Source organism: Streptomyces violaceus (genome assembly GCF_036014075.1).
GTDB lineage: Bacteria > Actinomycetota > Actinomycetes > Streptomycetales > Streptomycetaceae > Streptomyces > Streptomyces violaceus.
In genome coordinates, this window is sequence record NZ_CP107911.1 from 5,466,381 (window position 1) to 5,493,155 (window position 26,775).

Below are 26,775 nucleotides of genomic sequence, written 5' to 3' on the forward strand. Positions count from 1 at the left end.
GACCGGAGTACGCCTCACGAGCGAACAGGAACCTTCGGCTTGGGCTTCGCGGACTTGTCCCCGGTGAACGCCTCGTACTCCTTGAGGACGTCCTCCGTCGGCCCGTCCATGAGCAGCTCGCCGCGCTCCAGCCACAGCACCCGGTCGCAGGTGTCGCGGATCGACTTGTTGTTGTGGCTGACCAGGAACACCGTGCCCGCGTGCTTGCGCAGCTCGCGGATGCGCTGCTCGGAGCGCTTCTGAAAGGAGCGGTCGCCGGTGGCCAGCGCCTCGTCGATCAGCAGGACGTCGTGGTCCTTGGCGGCGGCGATGGAGAACCGCAGCCGCGCGGCCATGCCGGAGGAGTACGTCCGCATCGGCAGCGTGATGAAGTCGCCCTTCTCGTTGATGCCGGAGAAGTCGACGATCTCCTCGTAACGCTCCCTGATCTGCTCGCGGGACATGCCCATGGCCAGGCCGCCGAGGTGCACGTTGCGTTCCCCGGTCAGGTCGTTCATCAGGGCCGCGTTGACGCCGAGCAGGGAGGGCTGGCCATGGGTGTAGATGCGGCCGTTCTCCACGGGGAGGAGTCCGGCGACGGCCTTCAGCAGGGTCGACTTGCCGGAGCCGTTGGTGCCGATCAGGCCGATCGCCTCGCCCTTGTACGCGACGAAGGACACGTTCCGTACGGCGTGCACCCGGCGCACACCGGCCGCCTTCTCGGTCTTCCTGCGGCGCACGATGCGGTTGAGGGCGGCGGTCGCGGAGCCGCGTCCGGCGCCGGTGCCGTTGACGCGATAGACGATGTCGACGCCGTCGGCGACGACGGTGGGGACCTTGTCGTTGGTGTTGTCAGCCACGGCCGTACGTCTCCTCAGCCTTCCAGAAGTAGATGAAGCCGCCGACACCGGCGACCAGCGCCCATCCGACGGCGAGCGCCCACACGTGGGCCGGGAGCTGGCTCGCGTGGAAGCTGTCGATCAGGGCGAAGCGCATCAGGTCGATGTAGATCGCGGCCGGGTTGGTCTCCAGCAGGATCGTCACGGCGCGCGGCAGGCTGTCCTTGTCCGCCAGCTTGTCGATGCTCCACATGACACCCGAGACATACATCCAGGTGCGCAGCACGAACGGCATCAGCTGGGCGATGTCCGGGGTCTTGGCGCCCATCCGGGCCATGACCATGGAGACGCCCGCGTTGAACGTGAACTGCAGGAACAGCGTCGGCAGGGCCAGCAGCCAGGACACGCCGACCGGCACCCCGAAGCAGAGCAGGATGACGACCAGGGCGCCCATCGAGAACAGCAGCTGCTGGAGCTGCTGGAGGCAGAACGACAGGGGCAGGGCGGCGCGCGGGAAGTGCAGGGCGCGGACGAGTCCGAGGTTGCCGGAGATGGCCCGGGTGCCCGCCATGATCGAGCTCTGCGTGAACGTCCAGATGAACACGCCCGTGACCAGGAACGGGATGTAGTCCGGCACGCCGTGCTTGGTGCCGAGCAGGACGCCGAAGATGAAGTAGTAGACCGCCGCGTTCAGCAGCGGGGTCATCACCTGCCAGACCTGGCCCAGCTTCGCCTGGCTGTACTGGGCGGTGAGCTTGGCGGTGGCGAACGCGGTGATGAAGTGGCGGCGGGCCCACAGCCGGCGGACGTACGCGGGCAGGGAGGGCCGGGCTCCGCTGACCGAGAGGCCGTGGCGGGCGGCGAGGGCCGCGAGGTCGTCGTCGGCGGGGGCCGGAGCCGGTGGCTGGGGCGGTGTGTCGAGGACCTGGCTCACATCCGCTGCTTTCGTTCGGGGGAGGGGTGTGGGACCTGGGGTCGTGACGAGCGGAAAAAGGGGCTGTTTACCGGACTCTTCACGAATTCTTACGTCGGGACGGGACCGTATCGTCGCAACGTGAGCGTAGGCCTTTCGAGCGTCGGAACGCAACCGTTTCGTCGTGACGCCCCTATGCTGTCGCCATGACGACGAACGCGAACGCCGAGGAGCCGCCGCAGCCGCGTCCGCGCCGCCGGGCGCCCGCGGGGGCGGCCGTACTGCGTGAGGACGTGACGGACGCGATCCGGGCGGCCGTGTTCGAGGAGCTCGCGTCCGTCGGCTACGCGCGGATGTCCATCGAGGGGATCGCGCGCCGGGCGGGGGTCGGGAAGACGGCGGTGTACCGCCGCTGGCGCTCGAAGCTGCACCTCGTCCTCGACATCGTCTCGGCGCTCGCCGTGCAGGGCCTGCCCGCGCCGGACACCGGCTCCCTGGAGGGCGACCTGCGGCTGCTGTACGAGGTGACGTCCCGCGCCCTGCGCCACCCCGTCGCCTCGCAGATCATCCCCGACCTCCAGGCCGAGGCGGCCCGCAACGCCGACATCGCCGAGGCCCTCCAGAAGGCCCTGCGCGAGGGCCAGGACGGCGTCGCGACCGGCATCGTCACGGCGGCGGAACGCCGCGGCGAACTCCGCGAGGGCCTCGACCACGACCTGGCCCTCGACCTGATCTCGGGCCCCCTGTACTGGCGCTCGGTGGTGATCCGCAGCCCGAAGCTGCCGCAGGGGTACCTGGGGTCACTGGCCCGGGCCACGGCGGGGGCGTTGCGGGCGTTGTGAGAGGGGCTTCTCGTCAGCCGGGGCGGATCAGCCCCGCCGCGCCTCCGGGTGCTGCCGTACCCAGCCCTCCCACGCCGACGTGATCATGTCCTGGACATCGTGTCCGGCCTTCCAGCCCAGCTCCGTGGCGGAACGGTCGGCCGAGGCGACGACGCGGGCCGGGTCGCCGGGGCGGCGGGGGGAGACCGTGGGCGGCCGGTCGTAGCCCGTGATCGCGTTGATGCGGTCGATCATCTCGCGGACGGAGACGCCCTCGCCCCGGCCGATGTTGAGCGTGAGGGCGCGGCCGGGGGAGGAACGCAGCGCCCGGGCCGCCGCGACATGCGCCTCGGCCAGGTCGACGACATGGATGTAGTCGCGTACGCAGGTGCCGTCCGGGGTCGCGTAGTCGTCGCCGAAGATGCGCGGCGGCGCGCCCTCCGTGAGCTTCTCGAAGACCATGGGCACGAGGTTGAAGACCCCGACGTCCGCGAGCTCCGGGCTCGCCGCGCCCGCCACGTTGAAGTAGCGCAGGCACGCGGTCGACAGGCCGCTCGCCCGGCCCGTTGCGCGCACCAGCCACTCACCGGCCAGCTTCGTCTCGCCGTAGGGCGACATCGGCACGCAGGGCGTCTCCTCCGTGACCAGGTCCACGTCCGGCATGCCGTACACCGCCGCCGAGGAGGAGAACACCAAGGACGGCACCTTGGCCGCCGTCACCGCGTCCAGCAGGACCCGCAGGCCCTCGACGTTCTCCCGGTAGTAGCGCAGCGGCTGCTCGACCGACTCTCCCACCTGCTTCTTCGCAGCGAGATGGACGACGCCGGTGACCGAGTGGTCCGCGAGGGTACGCGCGAGCCGCTCGCCGTCCAGCGTCGAGCCCACCACCAGCGGCACCCCCTCCGGCACGCGCCCGGCGATACCGGTGGACAGGTCGTCGTAGACCACCGCCCGTTCCCCTGCCGCGGTCATCGCCCGTACGACGTGCGCGCCGATGTAGCCGGCGCCGCCGGTGATCAACCAGGTCATGTGCGGCAGTCCCCTCGTCAGTTGGCCCGTCGTGTTCTCAGTGAAGCAGGCGGATTCTCAGTGAAGCAGGCGGCGCACTCGCGCGCGTACGACGGACAGCACACCGTGTACGCCGGGCGCCACCCGCAGGGCCAGCGCGCCGGAGTGGGTGGCGTACGGCTGCACGAGCACCACGCCGTGCCGGGCGCTCGGGACGGCACTGCGGCGCAGCAGACCGGCGCCCGCGAGCGCGTGCGCCGTGACCTCGCGGCTCACGCCGTCACGGAAGCGGACCCGAAGGCGCAGGTCCCAGGTGCCCGTACCGAGCGCGGCCAGCGCGGGGAGATCGACGTCCGCCTCCGCCGACCAGCCACCGGCGGAGGCCGCGAACCCAGTCGTGGCGCGGACGCCGGCTACCCCGTCGTCCCGGTGCCGCCACTCCATCTCCACCGCCTCCGGGCCCGCCCGCGCCACCCGGCCGTACAGCTCGTGCAGGCGCAGCCGCAGCCGGGCGCCACGCGCGCGTGGCCGCAGCTCCGCGTCCACGGCGAGGGGCAGCGCGCGCACCGGCCGGGTCAGCAGGGGCTCCAGTGAGACCTGCGGGAGGTCGTCCGACCAGACGGGCGCGCCGTCCGCGGCACGGGCGTACGGCGGACGCAGCCGGGCCGGGCGGGCCGCCAGCTCCCGCAGCCGCGGCAGGTCGCGCGGCTCCGGGGAGGCCAGGACGACCCGCCCGGCAAGCCGGCCCGGAGCGGCGGGGTCGCGCGCCCAGTCGTCGGCGTCGTACTCCGCGAGATGCGCCCGCGTCAGCTCCCACCACGCGCGCCGGTAGGCGGCGTCACGCAACCCCAGCTCGCGCAGGTACATCCGCAGTTCGTGGTCGAGGAACTTGGCGCGTGCGGCCCGCGCGAGTTCCTTCTGCCCGGCGCCCAGCAGGATCTCGTACGCCTGCCGGCACGCCTCCGTCCGGGCCCGCCAGTTGTCGACGCCGGCCCGGTCCAGGGAGATCGACAGCCGCTCGGCGGACCGGCGCACGTGCCAGACGTAGACCCGGTCGGGGACCAGGGCGATGCGCGGGGCCGCGGCCAGCACGCGTGCGGAGAAGACGACGTCCTCGTACGGGAAGCGGCCCTCGGGGAAGCGGATGCGGTGCTCGCGCAGGAAGTCGGTGCGGTAGAGCTTGTTGACGCAGAGCGTGTCGTGGACCAGGCGCGGTCGCTGCGCGGGCCGCGGTACCGCGGCGTGGAGCGCGTAGAGACGCGCCTGCCAGGGCACTTCACGCCCCGACGGCAGCTCCCGACGTACGCACAGACCGCCCGCGACCTCCGCGTGCGCGCCCGTCGCGGCCCCGAGCAGCGCGTCGACCGCGCCGGGCGGCAGGACGTCGTCGCTGTCCAGGAACATCACGTACGGCGATGTCACCGCGTCGAGTCCGGTGTTGCGCGGGGTGCCGCAGCCGCCGCTGTTGACCCGGCGGCGGATCACCGTCAGGCGGGGTTCCGACGCGGCGAGCCGGTCGAGGAGGCCGGCGCTGCCGTCCGCCGAGCAGTCGTCGACGGCCACGACCTCGCGCACGGCCGGGCCCTGCGCGAGCGCCGAGCGCACGGCGTCCGTCACATGGGCGGCGTCGTCGTAGCCGATGACCACGACGGCGACCTGGGGGCGAGGCCTGTCGGCATCCACAGCGGCATTCATTACGAGGATCGTAAGTCGGGTGAATCGTGCGAAAGCAACAAAACGCCCGACGTCGCTCCGGTCGTCCGGCTTCGCTCCGACCGCGCGGCCCCGCTGTGGCCGCGGGGCCTCGCTACGTCCGCCCGTCTCCCGGTGACTCCGAGAGCGCGGCCGCGTCCAGCGCGGAGGTGAGCTCGTCGAGGCGGGCGCGCAGGGCGCGGACCTCGGCGGTGTCGAAGCCGGTCGCGCCGGCGATCCGGCGCGGCACCTGGAGCGCCCGCGTCCGCAGCGCGGTGCCCTCCTCGGTCAGCCGCACCTCCACCGACCGTTCGTCGCGGGCGCTGCGCTCCCGGCGCACGAGACCGGCCGCCTCCAGCCGCTTGAGCAGCGGCGACAGGGTGCCGGAGTCGAGACGCAGGTGCTCCCCGAGCTTCTTCACGGGCAGCTCGCCCTGCTCCCAGAGCACCAGCATCACCAGGTACTGCGGGTAGGTGAGGCCGAGGTCCTTGAGGATCACGCGGTAGACGCCGTTGAAGGCGCGGGAGGCCGCGTGCAGGGAGAAGCAGATCTGCTGGTCCAGGCGGAGCCAGTCGTCGTCCGGCGTGTTCATGCCTCCAGGGTAGCTCGCACCCACCATTTAATTGCACACAACTTAATTGTGTGCTCTAATCTTAGGTGTCAGGCGGCCCGGAAGCGGGCCGCCGGAACGTGACGTGAGAGGGAAGGATTTCCATGGACGCGCTCTACACCGCTGTCGCCACCGCCACCCACGGCCGCGAGGGCCGCACCGTCAGCTCCGACGGCACGCTCGACCTCGCGCTGGGCATGCCGGAGGCGCTGGGCGGCAACGGCCAGGGCACCAACCCGGAGCAGCTCTTCGCCGCCGGTTACGCCGCCTGCTTCGGCAGCGCCCTCGGCCTCGTCGGCCGCCAGGCCAAGGTCGACGTCAGCGACGCCGCCGTGACCGCCGAGGTCTCCATAGGCAAGCAGGGCGAGGGCTTCGGTCTCGCCGTCACGCTCCGCGTCGAGCTGCCCGACAGCGTGGACGAGGCGACCGGCCGCAAGCTGGTCGAGCAGGCCCACCAGGTCTGCCCGTACTCCAACGCCACCCGCGGCAACATCGAGGTCGACCTCGTCATCGAGTAACCGCCGGCACGTCACCCCCCGACCCGCGCCAGCACCTCCCCCGTCTCCTTGCTCCACGCCACCACCACGGCCTCCTCGGGCACCGGGTGCCAGCGCGTCAGCAGCAGCCAGCGCACGTGGTAGCGGCGGACGACGGCGGCACGCCCGGCGCGGGTCGAACCGGGGGACAGATAGGCGTGAACGTCGGCCGCCCGGCGCTCCCGCTCCCGCTCGTCCAGGGCCGGGTCGGGCCGGACGGGCGCCGCGAGGCTCGGCCCGTACCCGGCGAGGGAGTGGCCGGCCGGGTACCCGTCGGTGATCACCACCTCGCCCGGCCCGATGTGCCGTGCCGCCCAGTCGTACGCCGGCCAGCGCGCGGGCTGTGCGAACCCCACCGGGTCGGCCGAGCGCGGCACGACCGCCCCGGCGTGCACGGTGACGAACCCGGCGCACGCCCCGGCCGCCGCCGCCCCGCCCAGCACCTTCCGGGCCCGCCGCCAGGGCCGGGGCGCCGCCAGCTCCACCGCCAGCGCGCACTGCGGCGGCACCAGGACGGCCCACAGGGCCATGGCATACGTGTGGTGCCCGCTCACCCAGCCGTACGCCACCAGCGGGCACTCCAGCAGGAACATCAGCACCAGCGGGTCCCTCACCGACCTCCGGGCCCGCACCCACAGCGCGGGCACGCCGAGCAGCGCCAGCCAGGAGTCGCCGAACATCTCCTCATAGAGGTGCCGGTGCATGGCGTCCATACCGGAGTCGCCCACCAGCGCCAGGACGTCGTAGTACGGCCACGACACCGCGACCGCCCCGCAGACGGCCCCGGCGAGCGCCCAGCGCGCCACCACGGGCCGGCGCCACCCGCGCTGCCGGGACGCCACGATCGCCATCGCGCCGATGAGCGCCGAGGCCGCCGTGACGGAGTGCGTGAGCAGGATCAGCCCGTACAGGGCGCCCAGCCCCGCGTACCCCGACCAGCCGCCGAGCCCGCTCGGACCGACGAACCGCACGGCGGGAGCGTCCTCACGCGCACGCCTGGCCGTCCAGGCCCACGCCCAGAGCGTCAGCCCGATCGCGAGCGCGGACGGATAGCCCAGGTTCGTCGTCATCGGCATCAGCCCGAGGTGGCCGCTCCACAGGATCCGCGCGGTGCCCCACAGCAGCGTCACGAACAGCAGGGCCAGTACCGGCGCCCAGGGACGCGGGGCCAGGGTCCGGACGAAACGGCCGAGCCCCGTCAGCAGCACCAGCAGATGCACCGGCCCCGCGAGCTTCACGACTCCCCAGCCGGACAGCCCCGTCAGCCGCGCCAGAACGCCCTGCGCGACGGCGTACGGGCCGTAGTACGGGCTGCCGTCGCCCGGCAGGTCCGCCATGGCATGGGCCGGATGGAGCAGATCGGCCCTGAGCCGCTCCACGACCGCCGCGTGCTGACCGGCGTCGCAGCACAGCGGAACCCGCCAGTACGCCAGCGTCATCACCAGCCAGAACAGGGCGCCGAAGAACTGGTACGGGGTGAGACGCCCCATCCGGCCGCCGCGCAGCGCCGTCGCACCGCGCACGGTCCGCCGGACGAGGACCGAGGCGCTCACAGGAGTGGGGGAAGGGTCTCGGGCATGCGCCAGATGTTCCCGCCCCACGCATGCTCTGACCCCGGGTCACCTCATCGGGTCAGTCGCAGAGCGCCCTCTCCGCCGTCGCGGGCCAGCGCGCGAACCGGAACCGCGTCCGCTCGTAGGACCCCGTGAGGTTCCGCCAGAACCGCTCGGCGGTGAGCGGCGCGCGCACCGACTCCCTCAGTTCGGCCAGTTCGCCGCAGCCCAGCGCGGCCCGGGCCGCCACGACCGTCTCCAGAGAGGCCCCGGCCCGCAGCAGATCGCGCTCCGGCGGGTGCTGCGCCGCCCACTCCGCGAAGACCCAGTGGTTGCGCAGGAACTTCTCGTGCCCGGGCCAGCTCCACCGCTCCAGCGCGAGATGCGCGCCGACGGGACTGGCCAGCCCCCAGGCGTCGTTGACGTAGGCGTCGAGCGGCGCCGCGGCTCCCGTGACTCCGAGATGACGGCCCACGATCACCACGTGGTACCGGGAACCCGGCCGCATCGGCGTGGCATGCAGCCGCCGTCCGGCGTCGAAGTACAGCAGCGTCGGCCCGGGCGCGCGCACGGCCTCCGCCAGCATGCCGCGCCCCTCCGGCAGGGCGGGCCAGTTGGCCACCCAGGTGGCGGTGCGCACCGGGTTGTGGTCGCCGAGGGCCTCCACGTCGGAGCTGCGCACATTGAAGGAACCGGGCGTGCCGCGCACGTCGAACGGGGTCCGCAGCGGGCTGACCGCCGCGCACAGCCACACCAGCAGCAGCGCGCTCGCGACGCCGGTGAACCGGGTCGCCGGCACGACCAGCACCGGCAGGAGCAGCAGCAGAAGGGCGGGCAGGATCATGCGCGCGTGCATGTAGTCACCGCCGACGCGGATGACGTACCCGGACAGCAGCAGGCCCGCGACCAGCGGCGCCAGCAGCACCGCGAGCGAGGCCCGCGCCGGGGCGCGGTCCCGCCGTTCCCGGCGGGTGCGCCGCACCAGCAGGACGGCCAGCGCGCCGAGCACGGAGACGGCCGGCCACAGCCAGTAGGGCCCGAGCGTCTCCTGCACATAGCCGGCGCCCCGGCCCCAGTCGCTGGCGCTCGCCTCCTTGGCGATGGCGGGCAGCGGCACCAGGATCCCGTAGTACCCCGCCCGGAAGACCTCGTACGACAGCGGCAGCGCTCCCGCCGAGGCCAGCATCGCGACGGTGCCCCGCCGGGAGGGACGCAGCACCCACCACTGCGCCACCAGGAAACACGCCGTGACCACCGCGAGATCGGGCCGGACCAGCGGACCCAGCCCGAACACGAAGGCAGCCGCGTACACCGGCCGGGCCGCCTGCCCGCGCCGGGTGCGCGTCAGCAGCCACCACGACAGGCCGGTCCAGAAGGCACCCAGGCCGCTCTCCAGGCCCGAGGTCATGTACGACCAGAACGGCGGCACGGCCAGCAGCACGCACACACCCGCCGGGAGCAGCAGCCGGGCGCCCCGGTGCAGCCGGCACGTGGCGTACAGGGCGAGCCCGAACCCGGCGGCGCTCAGCAGCAGCCCGAGCCCCACCGCGAGGAACGCGGGATCCTCGCCGGTGACCCAGGTGGCGAGCGCGAGCAGCCACTGCCACAGGGTGCCGGTCGAACTCTCCGCCCGCTCTCCCACGTTGAACACGGGCCCGTTGCCCGCCAGGATCTGCCGGACCGGACGCAGATAGATCAGCCCGTCGTCGCAGATCCAGCGCCGCCGGTAGCCCAGCAGGAACAGGGCCGCGGTGGGCACGGCGACCAGCGCCGCGTGCCACCAGTGCACGGGCAGCAGCCGCTCGGCGGCCGCCGCCGGCCGGGCCGAGGGGGCCCGCTGGCCGGGCAGGGAGGGGACGGCCTCGGGGGTGGCGGGTGTTCTCATCGCTCGACCAGCGTCTCGGACCTCGCACCGGAAACCGCGGTCCGGCGGGCCGCGGGCAGCAGCGCACCGCCACGTTCGCCCAGCATCAGCAGGCGTACGACCCGCTCGGCGGCCCGCCCGTCCTCGAACTCGCAGTACCGCTCCCTAAAGCCCGCCCGCAGCCGCTCCGCCTCCCTGTCCTGCCAGGTGCCGGACGCGAACAGCCAGGCCAGCTCCCGGTAGGAGCGCGAGACATGCCCCGGCGCGTCGGCGGTGATGTCGAAGTAGGCGCCCCGGCTGGCCGCGAACGCGCCCCAGTCGTCGGCGTGGACCACGATCGGCCGGTCGAGGAGGGCGTAGTCGAACATCAGGGCCGAGTAGTCGGTGACCAGCGCGTCGGAGGCGAGCAGCACGTCCTCGACGTGCGGCTCGTCGGTCGCGTCCACGACGACACCCCGCCGGTGCAGATCTGCCAGCCCCAGGCCGCGCGCCACGCCCCCGGCCAGCGAGGGGTGCAGCCGGACGACGAGGGTGTGGCCGGGGCCCAGGTCCTCGGCGAACCGGGCCAGGTCGAACCGGTCGACATGGCCGCCCTTCCGGTAGTCGCGCCGGGTCGGCGCGTACAGCACGACCGTGTGACCGGCGGGGATGCCGAGCCGCTCGCGCACCTCCGGGCCCCGCTCCGGGCCCGCGCCGACCAGGACGTCGTTGCGCGGACTGCCGGTCCGCAGCGAGGTGAAGTGGCACGGGTAGGCCCGCTCCCAGGCCCGTTCCGCGTGCCGGCCGGCGACCAGGCTGTAGTCCCAGCGGTCGGCCCGGCGCAGCATCTGCGGCACGTCGAAGCCGTGCCGGGCGCCCGGCTTGGTCAGCAGGTCGGCGCCCATGTACTTGAGCGGGGTGCCCTGGTGGGTGTGGATGTGGACGCTGCCGGGCCGCTTGGCCAGGGTGCCGGGCCAGTTGACGTTGTTCACCCAGTACGTGGCCCGTGCCATCACCTCGTGGTAGCGCCGCGAGCCCGGAATCACATGGTCGATGCCGGGTGGCAGCGCGTCCACCGCGTCCTCCCGGACCACCCACACGCCCCGGATGTGCGGGGCGATCTCGCGTGCCTTGGCGTGGATCGCGGCCGGGTCGCCGGACACGCCCCGGTGGTGGGTCGCCGAGTAGACGGCGAGCTGCGGATCGAGCGGGCGCTTCGACTGGGCCGCGTACCAGGTGCGCAGAGCGGCCCCCGACGCCTTCCGCGCCACCCGCCGCTTCCTGCCCAGGGCACTCGCGCGCAGGTCCCGCAGACCGCGCACCGCCGCGTACGACGCGTAGGGCGCCGAGGCCAGCAGCCGCATCTCGACCCCGCGCCAGCCGTCCGGCTCCGGGAAGCCGCCCTCGGGGAGGTGACGGTGGTGGAAGGAGCGGATCTCGCGGTAGAAGTCGCCCCGGTCCGCCGGCCGCACCCGGTCCTCGCGGGCCAGCACGAACAGCATGTGGTCCAGCGCCCGCTCCAGCAGCAGGGGACGAGCCCAGTCGAGGTCGGAGCGCTGCTCCAGGAACGCGAACAGGCCCTCGTACTGCGGGAAGATCTCGAAGTGCCGGCGCCCCGGGGTCTTGGTGATCGCGCCCTGCCGGCGCTGCCGGTACTCGACCCCGATCCGGTCCAGACAGGCGATGCGGTCCGCCAGCACCATCGACCGGTAGGTGACCGGCGCGTCCTCGTACAGCCCCGGCGCGTACTCCAGGCCGTGCTCCTGGAGGAAGGCGCGCCGGTACGCCTTGTTCCAGGCGACCAGGAACAGGTTCAGGTACTGCGGGCTCTCCCGGATGCCGAACGTCTGTGTGCCCGCCGCGGCCAGCAGGTCCGCCCCCTCACTGCGCCCGCCCCGGCCCCACCAGTAGGTGCGCACGTGGTCGAAGACCAGGATGTCCGGGTCGCCGGTCGCCTCGAGACGCGCGGCGAGGGCGGCCAGCAGGCCCGGCGTGTAGCGGTCGTCGCTGTCGAGGAACAGGACGTAGTCGCCGGCCGCCTGCTCCCCTCCGGCGTTGCGGGCCCGGCCCAGGCCGACGTTCTCGGGCAGGTGCAGCACCCGCACCCGGGCGTCGCGGGCGGCGTACTCGTCGAGGATCGCACCGCTGCCGTCGGGGGAGCGGTCGTCCACGGCGACCACCTCGAAGTCGCCGTACGACTGGGAGAGCACCGAGTCGAGACACTCGCGCAGGAAGCCCTGCACCTTGTAGACGGGGACGATGATGCTGAAGCGGGGCACTTCTTCGGTCAGCTCCTCACGAGGGTGGCGGCGGGGGCCGGGACGCGCTCCGCGAGCGGGATCACGGGCGGGATCGACTCGGGCGGCTCCCCCAGCAGCACCCGGCGTACGACGCGCTCGGCGGCCCGCCCGTCGTCGAACTGGCAGAAGCGCTCCCGGAACGCGGCACGCAGGGCCGTCGCCGACTCGTCCGCGTAACCGCCGTCGCGGAAGGCCGCCGCCAGCTCCTCGGGCGTACGGGCGACCCGGCCGGGCGGGATCTCCATCAGGTCGAAGTAGACGCCCCGCGTCTCCCGGTAGACGTCCCAGTCGTCGGCGTACACGACGATCGGCCGGTCCAGGTTGGCGTAGTCGAACATGATCGACGAGTAGTCGGTGATCAGCGCGTCGGCGGCCAGGCACACGTCCTCCGACGAGCGGTGCCCCGTGACGTCGATGATCCGGCCGCCGCCCCGGCGGGGCCCTTGGTCGTAGAAGTAGTGCGCGCGCAGCAGCACCACGTAGTCGTCGCCGATCGCCTCGCAGAACTCGGCCAGGTCCAGGCCGGACGCGAAGCCGGTGGCGTAGTCGCGGTGCGTGGGGGCGTAGAGGACCGCCTTCTTGTCCTCGGGGACCCCGAGTTCCTTGCGGACGCGGGCGACGTCCTCGGCGGACGCCGTGTAGTAGACGTCGTTGCGCGGATAGCCGTACTCGAGGGTCTCGTGCGCTCCGGGGAACGCCTTCTCCCACATCTCGGTGGAGTGCCGGTTGGAGGTGAGGTTGTAGTCCCAGCGGTCCACCCGGGCCAGCAGCCTGGCGAAGCTCCCCGTCGCCGCGGCCACCACGGGATACGTCGCCTGGTCGGCGCCCATCGTCTTCAGCGGGGTCCCGTGCTGGGTCTGGAGGTGCGTGCTGCCGGGGCGTTTGACCACGGCGTCCGCGAAGTTGGCGTTGTTGACCAGGTACCGGGCGCGGGCCAGCGCCTCCCAGTACTTCCGGCTGCCGATCACCGCGTACTCCACGTCCTTGGGCATGCCGTCCACCGCGTCCGGCTCCACCAGGAACACCGAGCGCAGGTGCGGGGCGAGTTCGCGGGCCTTGGCGTGGATCGCGGCCGGGTTGCAGGCGTAGCCGCGGCCCCAGTACGCGCAGTACACGGCGAGGTTCCTGTCGAGGGGGAGGCGCAGGCTCGCCGCGTAGCGCAGGCGGGTGCGCAGCCCCCGGGGGCGCGGGAGCAGCGCGGCGGCCCGCAGCGCCCTCCGGTTGGCGGCGCGCAGGGTGCGGAACGCCGCGTACGAACCGGCCGCCAGCAGCCGGTGCTGGACGCCGAGGCTGCCGCCGGGTGCCTGGTAGCCGGGGGGCCGGTGCCGCCGGTAGAGCGCGCTCGCCCGGCGGAAGAAGGCACGGCGTCCGGCCGGGAGCCGCCGGGGGTGGGCGGCCGTCTTCAGTACGGCGGCGAAGAGCTGGGTGAACAGCGGCTTCAGCCGGTCCGCCGACAGCCCCTGCTCCGCGGCCCGCGTCAGCACCAGTTCGGTCTGGTCGAGCAGCTCGGCGTGGTGCTCGCCCGGAAGGTTCAGCCGGTTGCCCTGCCGGCGCAGCAGATGCCGGACGACGACCGTGCGCAGGGCCGCCATCCGCTCCGCCCGCAGGGCGACCAGACCGCCGAACCCGACGTCGGTGAAGTGGTTGCCGGGGAAGGCGATGTCCCGCTCGGTGAGGAAGGCCCGGCGGTAGACAGCGCTCCACGCCGGGAGCGTCACGCCCGTCAGCTCCGGGGCCCGGTCGGGGGAGAAGTCCCCGTCCGGTGTCCTGGCCAGCAGGGGCGCGGCCGGGTTGGCCGGCTCGCCCTCCCACCAGGGGGTGCGCTCGTGCTCGACGTACAGCACGTCGACGTCGCCCACCGCGCTCAGCCGGGCGTCCAGGGCAGCCAGCGCCCCCGGGACCAGGACGTCGTCGCCGTCGAGGAACAGCACATGGCCGCCGACCGCCGCCCGCAGCCCGGTGTTGCGCGCCCCGGCCAGACCTGCCGAGGGCGGGGAGTGCACCGGCGTCACCCGGGAGTCCCGCTCGGCGTACCCGGCGACGACGTCGGCCGCCGGTGCGTCGGGTCCGTCGCACACAGGGATCAGCTCGAAGTCGCCGAACGACTGGGCGAGGATCGAGTCCAGCGCCAGGGACAGCCGGCCCGCGACCCCATGGGACGGGACGACGATGCTGAAGCGGGGCATTCTGCTCTTTCTGTCGAGGGTCTTGGAGGTCTTCGGGGCGCTTCGGTCTTCGGGGGTCTTCGAGGCTTTTCAGGAGCGGGGCCGCCCGGACGGACGCCAGGACGGCGGCCGGCTGGGGGTCGGCCGCGACGGGCTGGAGGGCATGCGGACTCCCCGGAGTGAGAACCGTGGTCAGAGGTGGTCGGTGATGTTCGGGGGGCCGGCCGGCCGCGGCACCGTGGCGAGCGGCTCACGCACCAGCGAGGCCGCCGCCGACGGCACCGGACGGCGCTCGTCGAGCGGGACGACCGGCGGCAGCTCCGATTCCCCGAGAACGACGTGGCGGACGACCCGCTCGGCGGCCCGTCCGTCGTCGTAGGTGCAGAACCGCTCGCGGAACGCCGCGCGCCGCTGGGTCGAGCGGGAGCCCCGCCAGTGGCCGGTGGCGAAGATGTCGATCAGCTCGTCCTCGCCGCGCGCCAGGGCGCCCGGCGGGGAGGCGCGCAGGTCGAAGTAGGCGCCGCGGGCCGCCTCGTACGCCTCCCAGTCGTCGGCGTGGATCACGATCGGCCGGTCCAGGTTGGCGTAGTCGAACATCAGCGACGAGTAGTCCGTGACCAGGGCGTCCGAGGCCAGGCAGAGCGACTCCACGCTCGGGTGGTCGCTGACGTCGACGACCCGGCCGCGGGTGGTGGTCAGCGGGGCGCCGTAGGCGTGGTGGGCGCGGGCCAGGACGACGAAGCGTGGGCCCAGGCGGCGCACGATCCGCTGGAGGTCGAGGGTGCGGTGCTGGGAGCGGCGGTAGTCGCGGTGGGTCGGCGCGTAGAGGATCGCCACCGTGCCCTCCGGGATGCCCAGCGAGGCGCGCAGCCGGGCCACGTCCGCCGCGGTCGCCGTCCGGAACACGTCGTTGCGGGGGTAGCCGTACTCCAGCGTGGTGTAGCGGCCGGGGTGGACGCGCTCCTGGGTCAGGGTGGTGTGGCGGTTGGCGGACAGTACGTAGTCCCACTGGTCGACGCCCTTGAGCAGCCGGGCGAAGTCCCGGCCGCGGGCGGCCGCCGGGCGTTCCTGGAGGTCCAGGCCGATGTGCCCCAGCGGGGTGCCCTGCCCGGTCTGGATCAGGATCTGGCCCCGGCGCTTGACCAGGCGGTGGTCGAAGTGGGTGTTGCTGACCAGGTACCGGGAACGGGCGAGCGCCGTCCAGTAGGCGGCCGTGCCGGGGACGAGGCAGCGCGGGCCCGGCGGGCTGGCGTGGTGGTGTTCCGGGCGGGCGATCCATGCCGTACGGATGTGCGGCGCGAGGCCGCGGATCGAGGACTCCAGCGCGCCCGGGTTGCAGCTGTGGCCGCGGCCGTCGTAGGCGGCGAAGACGGCACGGTCGGAGCGTACGGGGAGGCAGCGCTGGACGCCGTAGTGGCCCCTGAGCGCGGCGGCCCGCAGACCGTGCAGCAGCCTGCCGGTGGTCCTGGTGGCGGCGCGGTGCAGGGCCGACGCCAGCTGCAGCGTGCGGTAGGTGCGGTGCAGGCCGAAGCGGATCAGGGTGTGGTGCGCCCGGGCGCGCAGGTGGGCGGGCGCGCCCGGGACGCGGTAGCGGCGGTAGTGGGTGCGGGCCCGGCGCAGGAAGTCCGCCCGTGAGCCGCGCGGCAGCCGGTCCGGCCGGGAGTACACGATCGCCAGGTGGTGGACCATCCGGCGGAACAACGCAGGCCGCCACCGGTCCAGTTCGGGGCGCTCCTCGAGATACGCGAACACCCGGTCGTACTGGTCGAAGACGTCGAAGTGCCGCTCGCTGGTGGTGCGCAGGATGTTGCCCAGCCGCCGCTGCCGGTAGTGCACGCAGACGCGGTCGAGGGTCGCCATCGACTCGGCCGTCATCAGCACCGGGTACGTCCACGGCGCGTCCTCGTAGTAGCCGGGCGGAAAGACGAACCCCTTCTCCTCGACGAACTCCCGCCGGTAGGCCTTGTTCCAGGCGACCATCAGCAGCTTCAGCAGACCCGGCCGGTCCTCCAGGCGGAACGGGGCCGGGCCCTCCTCGGTGAGCTGCAGGGCCTCCTGGTTGCGGACCGCCTCACCGGTCCAGTACGTGCGCGCGTAGTCGAAGACCAGGACGTCCGGCTCGCCGGTCTCCTTCAGCCGGTCGGCGATGGAGCGCAGCGCGTCCGGCGTGAGGGTGTCGTCGCTGTCGAGGAACAGCAGGTAGTCGCCGCTCGCGTGCGCCACGCCGGCGTTGCGGGCGGGGCCCAGGCCGACGTTCTCGGGCAGATGGACGGGCTGTACACGCGCGTCGCGGGCGGCGAACTCGTCGATGATCGCGCCGCACGCGTCCGGCGAGCAGTCGTCGACGACGATCAGTTCCAGATCGGGACAGGACTGGGAGAGCACCGACTCCAGGCACTCGTGCAGGTACGCCTGAACCTGGTACGCGGGGACAATGACACTGAACCTGGGCAAGAGGCCATCCATCGGTCGGCGCGGGCGTTCGGCCCGGGAACGGCGCGGAAGGCCACTTGGTTACGGCGGCTACGTCATCCGGGGGAATGTGGAAGGGGCGGACCGACACCGGCCCGCCCCTCCAACTCCCTTGTGCTGACGGCTACTTGACCGCTCCAGCCATCACGCCGGACACGAACTGCCGCTGGAACGCGAAGAAGACGGCCAGCGGGACCACCATCGAGATGAACGCGCCGGGTGCCAGCACGTCGATGTTGTTGCCGAACTGCCGTACCTGCGTCTGGAGCGCCACCGTGATCGGCTGGCTCCCGGAGTCCGAGAAGATCAGCGCGACCAGCAGGTCGTTCCACACCCACAGGAACTGGAAGATGCCGAGGGCGGCGATCGCCGGCGCGCCGAGCGGCATCACGACACGGAAGAACAGGCGCAGTTCACCCGCCCCGTCCAGCCGTGCCGCCTCCAGCAGCTCTCTCGGGATCTCCGCGAAGAAGTTCCGCAGCAGGAACACCGCGAACGGCAGACCGAAGCCGACGTGGAAGAACACCACGCCGAGCACCGAGCCGAAGATGCCGATGTTGCCGAAGAGTTCGGCGATCGGGATCAGCGCGACCTGCACCGGCACCACCAGCAGGCCGACCACGCCCAGGAACCACCAGTCCCGGCCCGGGAACTCCATCCAGGCGAAGGCATAGCCCGCCAGCGAGCCGATGATCACCACCAGCAGGGTCGCCGGGACGGTGATCCACACCGTGTTCAGCAGGGAACCGGTGATGTCCTCGTTCTCCAGCAGCTTCGCGTAGCTGTCGAAGGTGATCTGCGACGGCTCCGTGAACACCTTCCACCAGCCGCTCGCCGCGATGTCCTCCGGCGAGCGGAGACTGGACAGCAGCAGACCGATCGTCGGCACCAGCCAGAACAGGCCGACCACGATGAGGAACACCCTCACCAGCCCACCGCTGACGCCCTCGGCGAGCCGGGACCCCAGCGACTGCTTCGCCTTCATCGCCGCACCTCCCGCCTCAGCCTGCGTACGTTGAACCACATCACCGGGATCACGAGCAGCAGCAGGAACACCGAGATGGCGCTGGCGACGCCGGGCTGGTCCTCGGAGAAGCCCTTGCGGTACAGCTCCAGGGCCAGGACGTTCGCGTCGTCCTGGGAGGAGCCGGGGGCGATGATGAAGACCAGGTCGAAGACCTTCAGCACGTTGATCATCAGGGTGACCATGACAACCGCGAGGACCGGCGCCAGCAGCGGCACCGTGACCCGTCTGAAGACCTGCCACTCACTCGCGCCGTCGACCCGGGCGGCCTCCAGCAGCTCCCGGGGCACGCTCGCGAGCCCGGCCGCGATCAGCACCATCGCGAAGCCCGCCCACATCCAGATGTACGAGCCGATGATGGACGGGGTGACCAGGGACGGGCCGAGCCAGTCCAGGCCGTTGTACGGCTCCTTGAAGTTGCTTGCGGGGAGCCGCAGTTGGGCACCGTCGGCCGAGGCCGGCAGCGTGAAGGTGCCGTCGTCGGCCGCCGTCGCCGAGGCCACCACCCTGCCGTCCTTCACCGCCTCGACCTTCATTCCGGGGTAACCCAGCTCGGCCGCGTCGACCCCGTTGAGCGTGCCCACGCCCTTGCCCCGTGTGAAGTCCTGCCAGGTGGTACCGGTGATCTTGTCCGGCTCGGGCTTCGGCGCCACGGCGGCCTTCGCGCTGTCGGGCATCAGGTCGAGCGCCACACCGACCAGGGGCAGCGAGACGGTCTCGCCCGCGCGGACGGGCGACTTGGTGATGAACGCGCCTCCGCCGGCGGACTCCAGCGGCGACTCCCGGCCCGGGTGGGCCTTCGGGAACGCCGACGCCTGGGAGAACGTGTCGTGCACGCCCACCCACACCGCGTTCGCCACGCCCTTGTCCGGATCCTGGTCGTACACCAGGCGGAAGATGATGCCCGCCGCCAGCATCGAGATCGCCATCGGCATGAAGACGACGAGCTTGAACGCCGTACCCCAGCGCACCCGTTCGGTCAGCACCGCGAATATCAGGCCGAGCGCCGTCGCGACCGTCGGCGCGAACACCACCCAGATCACGTTGTTCTTCAGCGCGGTGCGGATGCCCTCGTCGGTGAAGAGGGCCGTGTAGTTGTCCATTCCGGCGAAGCCGTCACCGGACTGGTCGTAGAAGCTGCGTACGACCGAGTACCCGATCGGGTACACCACGAGCGCGCCGAGCAGGACGAGCGCGGGCAGCAGGAACAGCGCCGCGACGGTCCTGCGGGTGCCGGTCACACTCTTGCGCGACTTGGGAGCGGCAGGGGGCCTGTTGCCCCCTGCCGCCGTGGCCGACGTCATGCCGTCAGTCTCCGTAGGCCGCGGCCGCTTCGGCCTCCAGCTTCGCTTGCGTACCCGCGATGTCCTTCGGGTTCTTCAGGAAGTCCTGGAGGATCTTCCACTCACCCTTGCCGGGCGTACCGCCGAAGGCCTGCGGGGCCTGGTCGGACATGTCGAAGCGGAAGTCGTCGCCGGCGTCGATGAGCGCCTTGGCGATCTTCTGCTGCACCGCGTTCGGGTACGCGGAGTTCGGCACGTTCTTGTTCGGCGAGAGGTAGCCGCCCAGCTTGGCCTGGATCTGTGCCGCGTCGGGCGAGGCGAGCCAGGTGGCCAGGGCCTGCGCCCCCTTCGAGTCCTCCAGGATCACGGCCGCGTCGCCGCCCGAGACCACCGGCCCGTTGTCACCGACCGCCGGGAACGGGAACACCTTCGCGTCCGTGCCGATCTTCATGGTCGAGGGGATGTTGACCTGCGCGAAGTCGCCCGCGGCGACCATGGCGGCCTTGGGCTGGTCCCCGCCGGTGAAGACCTGCGTGACGGAGGCCGGGAAGTCGACCTGCAACGCCCCGTTCGCCCCGCCCGCGATGTAGTCCGGCTTGCCCCAGACCTGCGCGAGCGTGGTCAGCGCGTCCTTCACGGACGGGTCCGTCCACTTGATCTCGTGCTGGGCCAGCTGGTCGTACTTCTCCGGACCCGCCTGGGAGAGGTAGACGTTCTCGAACCAGTCGGTCAGCGTCCAGCCCTCGGCGCCGCCGACGGAGAACGGGGTGACGCCGGAGTCGTAAACCGTCTGCGCGGTGTTGAGCAGATCCGGCCAGGTCTCGGGCTCACTGGCCCCGGCGTTCTCGAAGACCTGGTTGTTGTACCAGATCAGGGACTTGTTGGCGGCCTTGTAGTAGACGCCGTACTCCTTGCCGCCCACCTTGCCGATGTCCTGCCAGCCCTGCGAGTAGTTCTCGCCCAGCTCCTTGAGGGCGTCGGCGCCCAGTGGCTTGGCCCAGCCCCGGTCGACGGCCTGCTTGATGGCCCCCGGCTGCGGCAGCATCGCGATGTCCGGCGGCTGCCCGCCGGCCACCTTCGAGCCGATGAAGTTGATGATCGGGTCCTGGGCGGGCACGAACGTGACCTTGGCGCCCGTGCGCTTCTCGAACTCCGCCAGGACCTTCTTGAAGTTGGCCTGTTCGGTGCCGCTCCACACGGCGGCGATCTCCAGGCTCGTCCCGTCCAGCTTCGGCAGGGTGACGTTGTTGGCGGTCTCCTCGCTGTTGCCCTGGCTTCCACTGCTGTCGTTGCCGTCGCCTCCGCAGGCGGTGAGCGAGAGCGCGAGCGCTCCCGCGGCGACGGTGGCCGCGGCCTTGGCGGCTCTGCGGTGCTGGGGGGTCGCCTTGTCCCGCTTCGGCGACCAGCGTGTCCGGATGGTGCTGCTCGTCATGCGCATGACTGCCCCGTTCTTCGTTCCTCGTCGAACGTCGAGCGCGCTCCCGTGCGATCTGGTCTACGCCCGGGTGTGCGGGGGCGGCAAGATGGCGTCGGCTGTCAAGCGGGGGATCGTGACCCCCTCGTGACCAGGGGCTGAACCTCTGATCGCCGGGCGGGGTCGTCTTCCGGCCAGTGCCATGTACGCGTGCTGACGAGTGCTACAGAAGTGACGGCACCTCTACCGCCGAGACCTCTCTCGCCGCCCTTTCCAGCGCGCTGGCCAACAGTGCCAGGTCGGTCGGTCCGTTTCCGAGTTCCCGCACCGGACGCCGGGCCGGAGGGTCACCCATGCGGTGCCATTCCAGCGGTACGACCGTGGGGCGCAGGGTCGCCGTCCGGGGGATACGGCCGGTGACCCGCCCGCCCTGGAGCGGCGTCACCCGCCCGTCCGCGCAGGTCAGACTGCCCCGGCCGGGCGCGGGCTCGTCCGGACCGGGTGCCGGGGCGTCGAGCCTGACGCGCAGGGTGGCCCGGCGGGCCGGTTCCGTCTCCGCCGTACGGGGGCACGGACCGGAGGCCGTCACCAGGTGGACACCCAGCCGCTCGCCCTCCCGGGCCACGGCCTCCAGCGCGCGCATCACCGAGCCGGCCGCGGGCCGCCCGGTCGAGCCCAGCGCCGGGGAGACCAGGGCGTCCAGGTCGTCGACGACCACGACGAGCCGGGGCAGCGGCGGCGCCGCCGCCTCCGTCTGCCGCCGGGCCGCTCCGGGCCGCAGCCGCATGGTCGAACTGGACGGGGAGTCGAGATCCCCGGCACCGTGCCCGGCGGCCTCGGCCTGGACGCCGCCCCGGGCCGAGGCCGTGCGCTGGGCGACCATACGGCCCGACAGCTCGCGACCGCTGTGCCACTCGGCGAAGTCGGACCGGCCCAGCAGCTCGGCGCGCCGCTTGAGCTCGGCGCTCAGGGACTGCGCGAACTCCCGCATCCGGACCGGGTCGTGGGCGGAGAGATGCGTGGTGACATGCGGTACGTCCGTACACACCCGCAGTCCCTCGCCGTGCCCGCCGCCCGCGCCGGAGCCGCCCCGGCCGTCGACCAGCACGATGCCCAGGCGGTCCGGCCGCTCGGCGGCGGCCAGCGACGCGACGACCGCCCGCAGCAGCTCGGTGCGGCCGCTGCCCGGCGGGCCCTCGATCAGCAGATGCGGTCCCTGGGCCGCGAGGTCCGCGCCGACCGGGCCGCGCGGCCCGGCGCCCAGTATCGCGCGCACCCGACCGCCCAGCGCGTCCGCGTCGTCGGCCGCGTCCGCCCAGCGAGCCATCAGCGACGCCGGGGTGGCCCGGGCCAGGCCCAGCTCGTCCAGCAGCCGGGCCGCCTGGGGCAGCGGCGCGGAGACGCGCGGCTGCCGCTCACTCGTCGCGGCGTCCGTCCGCAGGGGCGCCAGCGCCCGCGCGAAGCGCTCGGCCCAGGCGGGGGAGACGGCGTCGACGGTGGCGACCGTGCCGTGACCGGCCGGTGCGGAGCCGGCGCCGGCCCGGGCCACGCGCATCAGCCGCAGCGCCGTCGCCACGTCCCCGCTGAGCAGCGCGACCGCACCGCACTGCCGGAACGTCGGCGACACCGCGCAGGCCGCCTCGTACGTCTCCGTCACCGGCGAGGCCGGGGAGGCGGCGGCCGTCTCGGCCAGACACACCACGTGGATACCGGCCCGCGGGCCCTCCGCGGCCAGCCGCGCCACGGCCTCGCGCAGATCGGCCCCGCCGGGGTCGCCGTCCACGACGAGCACGGTGAACGGGCCGGGGAAGGGGACGGAAGCGTCGGTACCAGGGGAGTCGTCCGGGACCAGGTGGCCTCGGGAGGGCTCGCCGGTGGGAGCCAGGGGGGTGCTGGTGAGGGGAGCGGTGCTCCCCGCCCCCGCCCCCGCCTCCGCCAGCTGGTCCTCCAGGCGGCGGAGGAGTTCGTCGGTGCGGGCCGCGGCCTGTTCCCGGTCGTGGGCGAGGAGCAGCCGGCAGTCCTGGCCGTGCCCGGGCCGGACATGCGGAAGCCAGCCCAGCCAGGACCACTCGGCGGTGCGCTCCTCCAGAGGGCGGGAGCGGTCCGCGGCGATCAGGACGATCTCCAGCATGTCGGGGGAGTGCAACGCGGTGAGCTGGGCCAGCAGGGCACGGGCCAGCCCGCCGAGCCGCGCCCGCGGCCCGGCGAGACCCAGAGCGCCGACCTCGCGCAGCCCGGCGGTCACCGGCACCGCCGGTAGCAGGCCCGAGCCGTCCGGCACCGCCCGGTCGGCCGTGCCGAGGCGCACCGCGAGCGCCTCCGGGTGGCCCGGACCGCGCTCCCACAGCCGGGGCCCCGGACCCAGTGCCGTCAGCAGCAGTGTGGCCGGATCCGGCCAGGTCTCCGGCACCGCCGGCACGACGGCCGAGCGCTCCGCCGTCCCGTCGGCCGGCTCGTCCCCGTACGCCTCGCGTGCGTCCGGCCCCTGCTCGCCGCGCCCTCCGGCCAGCCGCCGGGCCCACGCCCCGAGCCCGCCCCGCCTGCGGGCCCCCTGCGGTATGTCCGTCCCCCGGAGGGGAGTGCCCTTGCGCCCGCGCCCGGAAGGCTCGTCCTGGGAGCCTGCCGGGGCGCCGGGGCCCGGGCCGCCACCGGCGCGAGCGTCCCCGCCCGGCCCGGCGGGCGCGGAAGCCGGCCCGCCGACGGCTCCGGCACGAGGACCGACGCCGGCTGCCCCACCGCCGCCGTCCGCCCCGCCACCGGTGGGCGTCCCACCGTCGGCGTGTGTCCCACGGTCGGCGTACGCCCCGCCACCGGTGGGCGTCCCACCGTCGGCGTGTGTCCCACGGTCGGCGTACGCCCCGCCACCGGTGGGCGTCCCACCGTCGGCGTGTGTCCCACGGTCGGCGTACGCCCCGCCACCGGTGGGCGTCCCACCGTCGGCGTGCACCCCACCGCCGGCGTACGCCCCGCCATCGGCGGGCATCCCACCGTCGGTCTGTGCCCCACGGTCGGCGTATGTCCCGCCACCGGCGAACGCCCCGCCCGGCGCCCCCGTTCCGAAGCGCCCCGCATGGGTGTCCCCCTCGCGGAGCCCCGCCTGCGACGCGTCGCGCTGCCAGGAAGCGTGGGCCGGGCCGTCCGGAGGGGCCAGGGGCGACGAGCCCTCGGTGGCGCCGCGCTGCCGGGGCGCCCGGGCCACGCCGTCCGGTGAGGGCGGGCGGGTCCCTTCACGGGCGGCAGCGCGCGTGGAGTCGTCGGGGAAACCGGCGGAAGCCCGGTCTCCCGGAGGCCGTGAGACACGCCGCCCACGCCCACCGGCGCCCGGCCTGCCCTCCTCGGTCCCTGGGTATGTCCCACGCACGGCGGACCCCGGACCCTCCGCGGCCGCCCCCGCACCTCGGCTCTCGACCCGGGGCGCCCCGCCCTGCCCCGGCACCACCGCCGAGTCGCCGGAGCCCTGCCCGGCAGGGCCCGGCGTGCTCCAGGCCGCCGAGCCGTAGGCATGGCGCGTAGGGCCGGAAGGCCCGGCCGGCGCCGGGTTCGTCGCGCGCGGGTGGGCCGTCGTGCCGTCCCCGGCGGGGCCCGGCACGCGCACGTGCCCCTCCCCGTCCGGAGTCGTGCCGACCCGGGCGCCCGGTCCTCCGGCGGGAGCCAGCCGCAGGGCCGACTCCCCGATCCGCAGCAGCGCCCCGGGCGCGAACCGCACGGCGCGGCCGCTCACCGGCCGGCCGTCCAGCGTCGTGCCGTTCGTGGAGTCCAGGTCGGCGACCGCGACGCGGCCGTCGGCGCCCACGGTCACCGCGCAGTGCAGCCGGGAGACGTCCGGGTCGTCCAGGGGCACGTCGGCGTCGGCGGAGCGGCCGACGCGGATCTCGCCGCCGTGCAGCAGGTGGACGCCGCCGGCGTCGGGGCCGGCGACCACCTGGAGCTGGGCCGGGGCGTTGTCCAGCTCGGGGTGCGGCTCCGGCTCGCCCGGCGCGCCCACGGACAGCACCGCGCCGTCGGTCAGCGGGGGCTCGCCGAGCGTGCAGCGCTGGGCGTCGAGCCGCTGCTCCCCGGCGTACAGCACCACGGTGCCCGAGCCGTCACCGCCGGAGACCACCTGGGCGAGCGCCGAGGCCACCGCCGCGAGCGCCGTACCGGCGGGCGCCGTGACCAGCACGTCGCTGCGCGGGGCGCGGCCCTGCGCCGGCGCCGACGGGCCCAGCGGATCTACGACGGTCAGCCGGATCTGCATCGCCGTCAGCGGTCCCTTCTGCCCGGGCGCGGAGTCCCCCACCCCGCCCCGGCACGTCGGCCAATACTGCAGGCATCCTCGCACCTGCCACTGACACCGCGCCCCTCGCTCGGGGAAAGGTGATCTTGATTGGTCGGCTCTGCCCGCAAAAGTGCCTGAGAGATGACCCACAGGCGACGCCTTGAGATCGGTCACGTTCATTCCCGGCAACCACAAGACCGAGGTAAGCGTCTTTGCTTCGAACGGATGTGAGAACGGCTACGTAAGACCCACAGAAAGCCGACACCCCGGTCCCCGGCATCGCGGCACTACAGTGGGTCGGACACAGGCCAGCAGGCAAGGCAAGCAGCAGGGAGCGCATGACGTGCGGCCGGTAGGCAGCAAGTACCTGCTCGAGGAGCCGCTCGGACGCGGCGCCACGGGCACCGTCTGGCGAGCCCGCCAGCGCGAGACCGCGGGCGCCGAGGCGGCCGTGCCGGGACAGCCCGGCGAGACCGTCGCCATCAAGGTCCTCAAGGAGGAGCTGGCCAACGACGCGGACGTCGTGATGCGCTTCCTCCGGGAGCGCTCCGTCCTGCTCCGGCTGACCCACCCGAACATCGTCCGGGTCCGTGACCTGGTGGTGGAGGGCGATCTGCTGGCCCTGGTCATGGACCTCGTCGAGGGCCCCGACCTGCACCACTACCTGCGCGAGAACGGCCCCTTCAGCCCCGTCGCCGCGGCCCTGCTCACCGCCCAGATCGCCGACGCGCTCGCCGCGAGCCACGCCGACGGCGTCGTCCACCGCGACCTCAAGCCGGCGAACGTTCTGCTCCAGCAGTACGACGGCCGGATGCACCCGCTGCTGACCGACTTCGGCATCGCCCGCCTCGCCGACTCCCCGGGGCTCACCCGCACCCAGGAGTTCGTCGGTACCCCCGCGTACGTCGCGCCCGAGGGCGCCGAGGGCCGTCCGCAGACCTCCGCCGTCGACATCTACGGTGCCGGCATCCTGCTGTACGAGCTGGTCACCGGCCGTCCGCCGTTCGGCGGCGGCTCCGCCCTCGAGGTGCTGCACCAGCACCTGAGCGCCGAGCCGCGCCGCCCCTCCACGGTCCCGGACCCGCTGTGGACGGTCATCGAGCGCTGTCTGCGCAAGAACCCGGACGAGCGGCCCAGCGCCGAGAACCTCGCCCGCGGCCTGCGCGTCGTCGCCGAGGGCATCGGCGTGCACGCGAACTCCGCGCAGATCGCCGCCGCCGAGGGCGTCGGCATGCTCCTGGTGCCCGACCCGGCGCCCGCGCCCGTCCCGGACATGTCCGGCGGGGCCGACCCGACCCAGGTCCTCCCGCAGGGCGCGGGCTCGTACGACCCGAACGCGGCGACCAGCGTCATGCCGCACACCGGCGGCCCGGCCGGCGCCGCCGACCCCACCTCGGTCCTGCCTCACCGGGGCGCGGCCGACCCGACCGCCGTCATGCCGCCGGTCCCGCCGGGATCGCCCGGCCACCCCGGCCAGCAGGGCCAGGGCGGCGGGCCCGAGGACCCGCACCCCTGGCAGAACCAGCTGCGGGCCGCCCGCGACCGCAACGAGCAGACGCAGGTCCAGAACTACCTCGACCCGGGGCAGGACCCGCTGCGCCGCCGCCCCCAGCGCCAGGTGGCCCGGCCGCAGCAGCCTCCGCAGCGGGGCCGGCAGCCCCAGCCCGGACCCGGCTACGGCCATCCGCAGCAGCAGCCTCAGCAGTACGCCCCGCAGCATCAGGCCCAGCAGCCGCAGCGCTACGCCCCGCCCCCGCCGCCTCCTCAGCCGCAGCAGCCCCAGCAGCCACAGCGCGAGCCCCGGCAGCCGCGGCAGCGCAGCGCGAACCCGATGCGGATCCCCGGGCTCGGCTGTCTGAAGGGCTGCCTCTTCACGATCGTCATCCTGTTCGTCGCGGGCTGGCTGATCTGGGAACTGAGCCCGCTCCAGGAGTGGATCGGCACCGGCAAGGGCTACTGGGACCAGCTCACCGACTGGTTCAGCACGGTGACCGGCTGGATCGAGAAGCTGGGCGGCGGTTCGGGCACGAACTGACCCGAACCGGCATGCGGGGTTGGTGATTTG

17 protein-coding genes are annotated in these 26,775 nt (G+C 73.4%); 3 read left to right on the forward strand and 14 right to left on the reverse strand.

The features are described 5' to 3' along the window. Positions 1–14: 14 nt before the first annotated feature. Positions 15–839 carry an ABC transporter ATP-binding protein gene (locus OG542_RS24715; protein ID WP_328413708.1) on the reverse strand — a complete coding sequence of 275 codons (825 nt, stop codon included), beginning with the start codon at positions 837–839 and terminating at the stop codon, positions 15–17. Next, positions 832–1,752 (reverse strand): ABC transporter permease, encoded by a 921-nt coding sequence (locus OG542_RS24720; protein WP_328413709.1) that lies wholly within the window; start codon positions 1,750–1,752, stop codon positions 832–834. Before OG542_RS24720 ends, OG542_RS24715 begins: the two co-directional genes overlap by 8 nt. Before the next feature lie 185 nt (positions 1,753–1,937). On the opposite strand from OG542_RS24720, the gene OG542_RS24725 reads away from it, so the two are divergent. After that, a complete protein-coding gene (locus OG542_RS24725) occupies positions 1,938–2,573 on the forward strand; it encodes a TetR/AcrR family transcriptional regulator (RefSeq protein ID WP_311126000.1) in 636 nt (211 codons plus the stop codon). Between the two features lie 27 nt (positions 2,574–2,600). Here OG542_RS24725 and galE read toward each other — a convergent pair whose 3' ends face one another. From galE to OG542_RS24740, 3 genes are all read right to left on the reverse strand, one after another. Next, positions 2,601–3,581: a UDP-glucose 4-epimerase GalE gene (gene galE, locus OG542_RS24730; RefSeq protein WP_328413710.1), complete on the reverse strand. Its 981-nt coding sequence runs from the start codon at positions 3,579–3,581 to the stop codon at positions 2,601–2,603. A 57-nt stretch (positions 3,582–3,638) separates the two neighbouring features. Further along, the gene (locus tag OG542_RS24735; protein ID WP_328413711.1) at positions 3,639–5,255 is read right to left on the reverse strand and encodes a glycosyltransferase family 2 protein; all 1,617 of its coding nucleotides are present in this window, start codon (positions 5,253–5,255) and stop codon (positions 3,639–3,641) included. A gap of 112 nt (positions 5,256–5,367) precedes the next feature. Beyond that, positions 5,368–5,844 carry a MarR family winged helix-turn-helix transcriptional regulator gene (locus OG542_RS24740; RefSeq protein WP_328413712.1) on the reverse strand — a complete coding sequence of 159 codons (477 nt, stop codon included), beginning with the start codon at positions 5,842–5,844 and terminating at the stop codon, positions 5,368–5,370. 122 nt (positions 5,845–5,966) lie between these two features. Between OG542_RS24740 and OG542_RS24745 the strand changes: the two genes are divergently transcribed. Next, positions 5,967–6,380 (forward strand): organic hydroperoxide resistance protein, encoded by a 414-nt coding sequence (locus OG542_RS24745; RefSeq protein ID WP_189724003.1) that lies wholly within the window; start codon positions 5,967–5,969, stop codon positions 6,378–6,380. An 11-nt stretch (positions 6,381–6,391) separates the two neighbouring features. Here the strand turns inward: OG542_RS24745 and OG542_RS24750 are convergent, their stop codons facing one another. The 9 genes from OG542_RS24750 to OG542_RS24790 form a co-directional block, all read right to left on the reverse strand. Beyond that, a complete protein-coding gene (locus OG542_RS24750; RefSeq protein WP_328413713.1) occupies positions 6,392–7,951 on the reverse strand; it encodes a hypothetical protein in 1,560 nt (519 codons plus the stop codon). Positions 7,952–8,030: 79 nt separating this feature from the next. Continuing rightward, positions 8,031–9,836, reverse strand: a complete 1,806-nt coding sequence (locus OG542_RS24755; protein WP_328413714.1) for a hypothetical protein — start codon at positions 9,834–9,836, stop codon at positions 8,031–8,033. Next, the gene (locus tag OG542_RS24760) at positions 9,833–12,073 is read right to left on the reverse strand and encodes a bifunctional glycosyltransferase/CDP-glycerol:glycerophosphate glycerophosphotransferase (RefSeq protein WP_328413715.1); all 2,241 of its coding nucleotides are present in this window, start codon (positions 12,071–12,073) and stop codon (positions 9,833–9,835) included. The genes OG542_RS24755 and OG542_RS24760 overlap by 4 nt, the downstream gene beginning before the upstream one ends. A gap of 8 nt (positions 12,074–12,081) precedes the next feature. After that, entirely contained in the window at positions 12,082–14,280 is a 2,199-nt protein-coding gene (locus OG542_RS24765; protein ID WP_328413716.1) for a bifunctional glycosyltransferase/CDP-glycerol:glycerophosphate glycerophosphotransferase, read from the reverse strand. Positions 14,281–14,451: 171 nt separating this feature from the next. Beyond that, the gene (locus tag OG542_RS24770) at positions 14,452–16,713 is read right to left on the reverse strand and encodes a bifunctional glycosyltransferase/CDP-glycerol:glycerophosphate glycerophosphotransferase (RefSeq protein ID WP_328413717.1); all 2,262 of its coding nucleotides are present in this window, start codon (positions 16,711–16,713) and stop codon (positions 14,452–14,454) included. A 142-nt stretch (positions 16,714–16,855) separates the two neighbouring features. Further along, positions 16,856–17,716 (reverse strand): carbohydrate ABC transporter permease, encoded by an 861-nt coding sequence (locus tag OG542_RS24775; protein ID WP_193478391.1) that lies wholly within the window; start codon positions 17,714–17,716, stop codon positions 16,856–16,858. After that, the gene (locus tag OG542_RS24780) at positions 17,713–19,059 is read right to left on the reverse strand and encodes a carbohydrate ABC transporter permease (protein WP_328413718.1); all 1,347 of its coding nucleotides are present in this window, start codon (positions 19,057–19,059) and stop codon (positions 17,713–17,715) included. Before OG542_RS24780 ends, OG542_RS24775 begins: the two co-directional genes overlap by 4 nt. A gap of 4 nt (positions 19,060–19,063) precedes the next feature. Further along, complete coding sequence (locus tag OG542_RS24785) at positions 19,064–20,476, reverse strand: ABC transporter substrate-binding protein (RefSeq protein WP_311125991.1); 1,413 nt, start codon at positions 20,474–20,476, stop codon at positions 19,064–19,066. Between the two features lie 199 nt (positions 20,477–20,675). Beyond that, positions 20,676–24,689, reverse strand: a complete 4,014-nt coding sequence (locus tag OG542_RS24790) for an FtsK/SpoIIIE domain-containing protein (RefSeq protein WP_328413719.1) — start codon at positions 24,687–24,689, stop codon at positions 20,676–20,678. Between the two features lie 364 nt (positions 24,690–25,053). Here OG542_RS24790 and OG542_RS24795 point away from each other — a divergent pair, with 364 nt between their 5' ends. Then, positions 25,054–26,745, forward strand: coding sequence for a serine/threonine-protein kinase (locus tag OG542_RS24795; RefSeq protein ID WP_328413720.1), 1,692 nt, complete (start codon positions 25,054–25,056; stop codon positions 26,743–26,745). Positions 26,746–26,775 lie beyond the last annotated feature (30 nt).